The sequence below is a fragment of the Desulfitobacterium sp. genome, assembly GCF_982384815.1.
Map to the genome: position 1 here is coordinate 1 of NZ_CEVWNY010000137.1, position 7,035 is coordinate 7,035.

Sequence of the window (7,035 nt, forward strand, 5' to 3'; positions counted from 1 at the left end):
AGAAATGTTCCATGCCATCAATAACCTAATTGCGCGAGGGGAATCACTTGAATGGGGTAAATTCCGCACCGGATCGGTAGGAATTTCCGGAACAGAAAAATATAAAGCACCTAGCTGGCAGGAACTTGATCAGATCTTCGACACTGAGCTCCCGATTATCCTTAGCGACTTCCATCCGGTGGAGCAGGCCATTCGATTGTTTCTTTGGGCAGCTTATAATCAGTTTTACTGGGACGGAAATAAACGAACAGCGCGCCTAATGGCAAGCGGAATTCTGATCAATGCCGGTTATGGTGTGTTTAATATCCGGGCAAAAGATATTCTGGAATTTAACACTTTAATGGTCGACTTCTATGAAACAGCCCAGGCAAATGAGATAGTTAAGTTCCTAGCAGAAAAGTGTATTCGCTACTACGAATCTACTTAAGAGCAACAAATAAGTATAAAGAAAACCTCCAAAAAGCTTGGCCTAACCCCGTAAAACTACTGGTTAAACTAACCAAACCATGATATATTAGAGTCAAAGGAGGGGAACCCATGGATATAGCTGCTTTATCAATTATCTCCAATCAGGTACAACTGAAACAACAAGCTTCTCTTTCTGTCATGAAGATGGTTATGAACACCTCTACGGAGCAAACCCAAGCCCTGATGGAAATGGCTTCGGGAATGACCGGCGACATGGAGTTATCTGTGAATCCTCATCTTGGGAGTAAGCTTGATGTATCTGTATGATGAAGTCATTGAATTTTCTTATTTCCTATATAGAATAAGTCAAAAGACCGTAGCTGAACTAACTGTATAGTTCATTGCTACGGTCTTTTTATATAGTTCGTTTTCGATTTACAATTCGTTACACCTCAAAATACCGATTTCAAATCAATGAGCAGGCTACCACAACATCCACAGCCTCCAATAAGAATCCCATGTTTAGCTGTTAAACTGTCCAAGTCTTTAAGAAATGCACCTATGCGTTCATTCTTCACGGCCGATACCTCCACTATGTATAACGAGTATCGCAATTTAAATTTCGAATCAATTCGAAATTTATCCTCAGACTTCACTTATAATCCGTTTTAAAACTCCTTCTGACAAGATTTCTTCAAGATATTATCTAACGAGTTCCCTTCTTTTTCTGTAAAATCCTTCTTCTCGAAATGCTTGTATGCTATAATTGATTTTGTAACAGAAAAGGCTTGCAGGGCGGTCGGCATTCCTCCGAAGGGAGGTGATGCCATGGAAGTATATGAGGCTTTAATGCTAATGATCTCTTTTGGAACATTAGTTGCCTTTCTACTTACCTCCGATAAACGGAAATAGACCGCCCCTGCCCAAAGGTTCGGTCTATTCCGCACTCTTGACGCCGACCGCTCTTCAAGCGGCTGTTACAGGGGAGCCATGTTTGCAGCATGGCTCCTCTTTTGATATTAGTATACCACATTCTCAATCAAAAAATAACTACTGCCAATTTTTTATTTTTGCTGTTAGGGGCAAATGGTCATTTCAACTCACAGCCTCCACTAAGAATCCCATGTTTGGGTGTCAAACCAATTCGAAATTATACTTAGACTCCGCCTTTAATCCGTTTTAAAACTTCTTCTTCTGACAAGGTTCCTTCAAGATACTGTAAGTGCATCTGTCGCTAGATAACCTTATGCTTCAAGATAATATATACCTTGTTCGGTGTCATCTAAAGGTTGAATTATTCAAGCCTGTCCTCCGTTATCTGAACATTTCGATTATTGCCAAGTGTCGGAATATATGATAAAATTCATTGAATGAATATTCATTCACTGGTTTTATCATATATAATTTGTCGGAATTTACTGAATGGAGGGCGACGGCGGTAATGAACGAAAAAGCGGGAGTTATTTACGAAGACGTGCAAAAGTGTGTCGATGAAGTTATCCAATATGTCGGCAAAGATATTACCTTTTGCATGACCCTGGCTCTGGGCAAACCCATACTTTTGGCTAATGAACTATATCGGCGGGCTAAAGAGGATCCGGATCTTAAGCTTAAAATAATCACAGCTTTACCCTTAGAAAAGCCCAAAGGACATTCGGAACTGGAAAAGCGATTTTTAGGACCCCTGTCGGAACGGATTTTTGCCGGTGTCCCGGAATTCGACTTTATGCTTGATTTTCGAGCCGGACGCTTGGCCAAAAATGTCGAGGTCCTGGAGTTCTTTTCTAAAGCGGGCAGCTATCTTAATTACCCGGAAGCGCAGCAGAACCATATAGCTTCCAACTATACTCATGTCTATCGGGATGCCGAAGCCCTGGGGGCTAATGTTTTTGCGCAGTTGATCGCGTATCGGGAAATCGACGGCAAAACAATGTACTCCATGGCCTGTAATCCGGATGTTTGTTTAGAAGCTGCTAGAGGTTTTAAAAGAATGCGGGCCGAAGGGAAAAAAGTCGCCTTAATCGCAGAGGCGAATAAGAATATGCCCTTTATGTATGGGGATGCGGTAGTAGAGGCAGATACCTATGACATCATTATGCAAGGACCCCAATACGACTATGAACTTTTCGGTCCACCCAAAGACCCTGTCGCCCTCGCCGATCACATGATCGGGATCAATGTCAGCACCTTGGTTAAAGACGGCGGCACGATCCAGGTGGGAATCGGTGCCCTGGGCGACGCCATTGCCTCAGGACTGATTATGCGCAACGACCATAATGCAATATATCGAGAAGTTCTGGAAAAGGCCGGCATCCTCAAACGGTATGGAAAACTGATCGCCGACTGGGGGGATATCGGGGTTTTTGAGAAAGGACTTTATGGATCCTCCGAGATGTTCGTTGATGCCTTTATGCAGATGTATAAAGGTAAGATTCTCAAAAGAAAGGTCTACGAAAGTATTCCTCTTATGAAGCTGATCAATGCCGGAAAGTTGGCCCCCGATTACATTCCCCCGGATATCATTAGTCAGCTCATTGAAATGAAAGCCATTCATTCCAAACTAAGTGCGGAGGATTTCGCTTTTCTAACCCAGTTCGGGATCCTGCGCCAAGGTCTTATATATGAAAATGATTACATTCTGGATAAGGACACTAAATACAGCACGGATTTACATAACGCAGAAAACTTGGGGTTGTTCAGCCGGCTTCTTGGTCGGAAGCTTTTAGGCGGTCAAGTGATTCTCGGTGCCTTCTTTCTCGGCCCCAAAGCCTTTTATCAGGCACTTAATGACATGAGCGAAGAAGAAAGAGAGCTATTCGGTATGTCAGGGGTGGACAAGGTAAACCAGCTCTATGGCGGGGAGGAATTAAGATCCCTGCAGCGCAAAGACGCCCGCTTTATCAATACCGGCATGGTGGCCACTCTTCTGGGCGCAATAGCTTCGGATCAACTGGAAGATGGCCGGGTCATCAGCGGCATCGGCGGACAGTATAATTTTGTGGCCATGGGCCAAGCCCTGCCGGATGCCCGGGCTATTATCATGATCAAAAGCACGAAAGGCTCCGGAAAAAATCTCAAGTCGAACATTGTCTTCAGTTACGGCCATTGCTCCGTACCCAAACATCTGCGGGATATCATCGTTACGGAGTACGGGATTGCCGATGTGCGCAGTAAACCGGAAAAACAAGTCATCGCCGAATTAATTAATATCGCCGATTCCCGCTTTCAAAAACAACTCCTGGAACAAGCCAAGAAAGCCGGCAAAATCCCCCTTGACTACGAAATTCCTGAAGAATATCGTCACAATACCCCCGAGAAAATCACTTCGCTGCTCAAGCCCTATCAGGCTCAGGGTGTCTTCCAGCCATTCCCTTTCGGCACGGACTTAACTGAGACGGAAATTGCCCTAGGAGGAGCCTTAAAAGGCCTGAAGAGACTATCAAGCGGCAATCCGCTAAAACTAGCCACTGGTTTGCTGCAAGAATTCCTAAGACCAATTCCCCCATCCAGCGCTTCCTACTTAGAAAGAATGAAACTCGATCAACCTGCCTCTTTCCAAGAAAGAATTTTGCGCAAAATGGTGCTTTTCGCCTTGCGCAACAATAATCTTCTGACCGGTTTACCCCCCTCTCCGCAAACCCCGAATGCGGCCGGTAATCAACAAAAATCCGCCCAAGGATGAGCAAAGACAGCGTCCCCCAAAAGGGGGCGCTGTCTGCTGCTAACCCGAAGATCATTACCTGTACTTAATCTCCGCCGTTCCCTAGTTTGTAACCGGATCTCATGAATCATGGCACTGCTCCTCTCCTAATTCACCCAGTTTATTAGGGAATCCAAAATATCACCGTATTCGCCATAATAAAAAGCGAAACCTTTTTTATACATTTCTACTCATAGTTGATGTTCGCCAAGACCCCGTAGCGCTTTAATTTCTTATAAAGTGTAACCCTGCTTATTCCCAGATGCTCCGCTACTTTTGATTTGTTGCCATGATAGTGTTCTAAAAGTTGAATTAAGGATTCCTTTTCATTAGAGAACCCTGCTTGTCCCGCCGTAAAAGGCTGGGCATTGATAAAACTAAAATGTTCTTTACTTAGCACCGGCTCTTGGCACCAGATTACAGCCCTTTCCATTACATTAATTAACTCGCGTATATTGCCGTGCCATTCATTATTCACCAGGGTGTAGATAGCCTCTGAGGAAATGCCTGTGACATTTTTTTGATACTTTTTATTAAGATGCTGCAAAAAGTATTCTATCAGGAGGGGAATATCTTCGGTTCTTTCCCGGAGGGGCGGAATCACAAACTTAATGACATTAAGGCGGTAAAACAGGTCCTCGCGAAACTTACCCTCCAGCATTGTGGAGCGCAAGTTTTTGTTAGTAGCAGCAATAAAGCGAATATCCGCGGCGATGGTGGTGGTCCCGCCAATCCGTTCAAAACACTTTTCCTCCAACACTCTTAACAGTTTGGCCTGAAGGGAAAGGGGCATATCCCCAATCTCATCAAGAAAGAGGGTGCCTTTGTGGGCCAGTTCAAATTTGCCCGGCTTGCCGCCCTTTCTGGCCCCCGTAAAGGCCCCTTCTTCGTAACCGAATAACTCTGATTCCAACAGTTCCAGCGGGATGGCCGCACAGTTGATTTTGATAAAATTACCCGAACGGCCCGACAGTTCGTGTACGGCATTGGCAATTAACTCCTTCCCGGTACCGCTTTCCCCTAGAATCAAAACCGTGGAGTTGGTCTTGGCGATAAATTGTAATTCCTTTTTCATGTTTTCCATGATTGGGTTGGCGGTGACGATTTTAGCCAGACAGGGTGGCTCATCAAGGGTCTGGCAGCCGTTTAATCCGGAGGCCCCCACCATCGATTCAAGGGTCTGAAGTTTCGATATTAGGTTCGGGTCTACCGGTTCCTGATTGATTTTAAAGATGTAGCCGTAAATGTCCTGATTGGTTTTTACTTTATGCAAGGACACCAAGTAGTTTCTTCTTCCAATATATTGGATCTCACAATAATTTTCCGGCAGGAGGGCCAACTGCACATTGGCTAACCCGGGCATTATTTCGCCGATATTTCTCCGGTCCAGATCCTTTGGCAGATCGGAAAAACTATTGGTCAGGTTACCGCTGTGAAAAGTGATGTTACCCAAGAGATCCGTAATAATTAGCAAGTCGGAGGTGTTCTGCAAAATTGCCTGGAAAGTATTGGTCAGGACCTGAGTGGTCCTCAGTTCCATGGCCACATTTTCAAGGGAGGAAAGTTCCTGGAACATAATTATGATATCTTCCAGATTAGGCTCGAACATGGGTATCAGGGAAACCATACAATTAATATTTCTAACTCTGATTTTGGGCAGAATCAGCTTCCTCTTGGTCAGGGCAACCTCTTGAACGAAGGAATTCAGCTCCGGAAAACAAGTAGCGAAGGAATTTTCGCCGGGGCTTGGTAAAGTTAAGCCCAGCATATCGTTAACGGCCTTATTGCTATGGGTAATTTTATGCCCGCGATTAACAACGACGATACCAATGGGCAAATTCTCGATGACCAGATCCAGACGATTAATGAAGATTTCCCTTTCCCAGTGCAAGCCCCGCAACAAATCGCTTTTGGAAAACACCCCACAAATTTCCCCGGCATCATTAACTACTACGGCATTGGCAACATTGGCCGCTAAAAGCTTATCGCGAATATCGTTAAAATCGTCTTCGACATGCAGGGTGGTGACATCGCGGCGATAAAAGTTACTGACGGGCATTTGGAGGGACGCCCCCTGCAGAACAAGTCGATACACCATATACTTGGTAACTATGCCGAGGAGCAGGTTGTTATCCCCGACAACACAGGCCAGATCGGAGCGATGCCCGATAAAGGCTTGAATCACCTTTTCCAGGGTGGTAGTGAGTTTTAACCTAATATAATCTGCCGTGATCAAATCCGCAGTTTTGTACATAGCTTTATCCTCCTTTGCACATGCCTCCTTAACAACTTTTCTAGATGGGGGGGAGTAATTCCTGTCTAGCCGGAATTTTATGTAAAGAGTTAACGCTTGTAAATATACAAGTGTTAACTCTTTACACATTTCTGTTCGGATTTTTCATCCCAAAGCACCTTATTTAGGGGTTTGGCATAATGAACCAGCGGTCGCGTAAGTTGGCACCGATTTTGCAGAATAATCAGAATAGTCGGAAGTCCAATCAAAGGAGGTATTGAGTTGAGCAACATTGCCAAAGTTGTCCTATCCGTGGAAGGCAAAATTGCCCTGCTTACCATTGATAACCCGCCGGTAAATGTGCTTGATGAGCAAGTGATAAGCCAACTCGATCAAGCAATTGCCAAGCTGATCGCTTTTGATCAGGTTAGGGTTGTGGTGGTAACGGGGGCCGGGGAAAAAGCCTTTGTGGCCGGTGCCGATATTCGTCAGTTCATAGCACTGGACCGGGCCGCCGGGGAGAAGTTAGTGAAACAAGGCCAAGAGGTGTTAAACAAACTTAGTGATTTACCACAGCTGGTTATTTGTGCCGTTAATGGTGTTGCTCTAGGAGGAGGGTGTGAACTGGCCTTAGCCTGTGATATCAGAGTTGTTGCCGAAAATGCTAAAATTGGGCTTCCCGAGGTGGGCCTTG

At 45.0% G+C, this 7,035-nt stretch carries 7 protein-coding genes; 5 read left to right on the top strand and 2 right to left on the bottom strand.

All coding sequences use genetic code 11. From position 1 onward, the window contains the following. Both AC1U9U_RS14655 and AC1U9U_RS14660 read left to right on the top strand, forming a co-directional pair. A partial coding sequence (locus AC1U9U_RS14655; RefSeq protein WP_479961294.1) for a Fic family protein occupies window positions 1-427 on the top strand: 427 nt, incomplete at its 5' end. 110 nt (window positions 428-537) lie between these two features. Next, window positions 538-735, top strand: a complete 198-nt coding sequence (locus tag AC1U9U_RS14660; RefSeq protein WP_479961295.1) for a YjfB family protein — start codon at window positions 538-540, stop codon at window positions 733-735. Window positions 736-860: 125 nt separating this feature from the next. On the opposite strand, the gene AC1U9U_RS14665 is transcribed toward AC1U9U_RS14660, so the two are convergent. Continuing rightward, window positions 861-986 (bottom strand): hypothetical protein, encoded by a 126-nt coding sequence (locus AC1U9U_RS14665; RefSeq protein WP_479961296.1) that lies wholly within the window; start codon window positions 984-986, stop codon window positions 861-863. Between the two features lie 250 nt (window positions 987-1,236). Between AC1U9U_RS14665 and AC1U9U_RS14670 the strand changes: the two genes are divergently transcribed. After that, on the top strand, window positions 1,237-1,320 hold the full coding sequence (locus AC1U9U_RS14670) for a putative holin-like toxin (RefSeq protein ID WP_479961300.1): 84 nt from the start codon (window positions 1,237-1,239) through the stop codon (window positions 1,318-1,320). A 529-nt stretch (window positions 1,321-1,849) separates the two neighbouring features. Next, window positions 1,850-4,090: an acetyl-CoA hydrolase/transferase C-terminal domain-containing protein gene (locus AC1U9U_RS14675; protein WP_479961297.1), complete on the top strand. Its 2,241-nt coding sequence runs from the start codon at window positions 1,850-1,852 to the stop codon at window positions 4,088-4,090. Between the two features lie 205 nt (window positions 4,091-4,295). Here AC1U9U_RS14675 and AC1U9U_RS14680 read toward each other — a convergent pair whose 3' ends face one another. Further along, the gene (locus tag AC1U9U_RS14680; RefSeq protein ID WP_479961298.1) at window positions 4,296-6,362 is read right to left on the bottom strand and encodes a sigma 54-interacting transcriptional regulator; all 2,067 of its coding nucleotides are present in this window, start codon (window positions 6,360-6,362) and stop codon (window positions 4,296-4,298) included. 261 nt (window positions 6,363-6,623) lie between these two features. Between AC1U9U_RS14680 and AC1U9U_RS14685 the strand changes: the two genes are divergently transcribed. Then, window positions 6,624-7,035, top strand: a 412-nt coding sequence (locus tag AC1U9U_RS14685) for an enoyl-CoA hydratase/isomerase family protein (RefSeq protein ID WP_479961299.1), incomplete at its 3' end; no start/stop codon positions are given.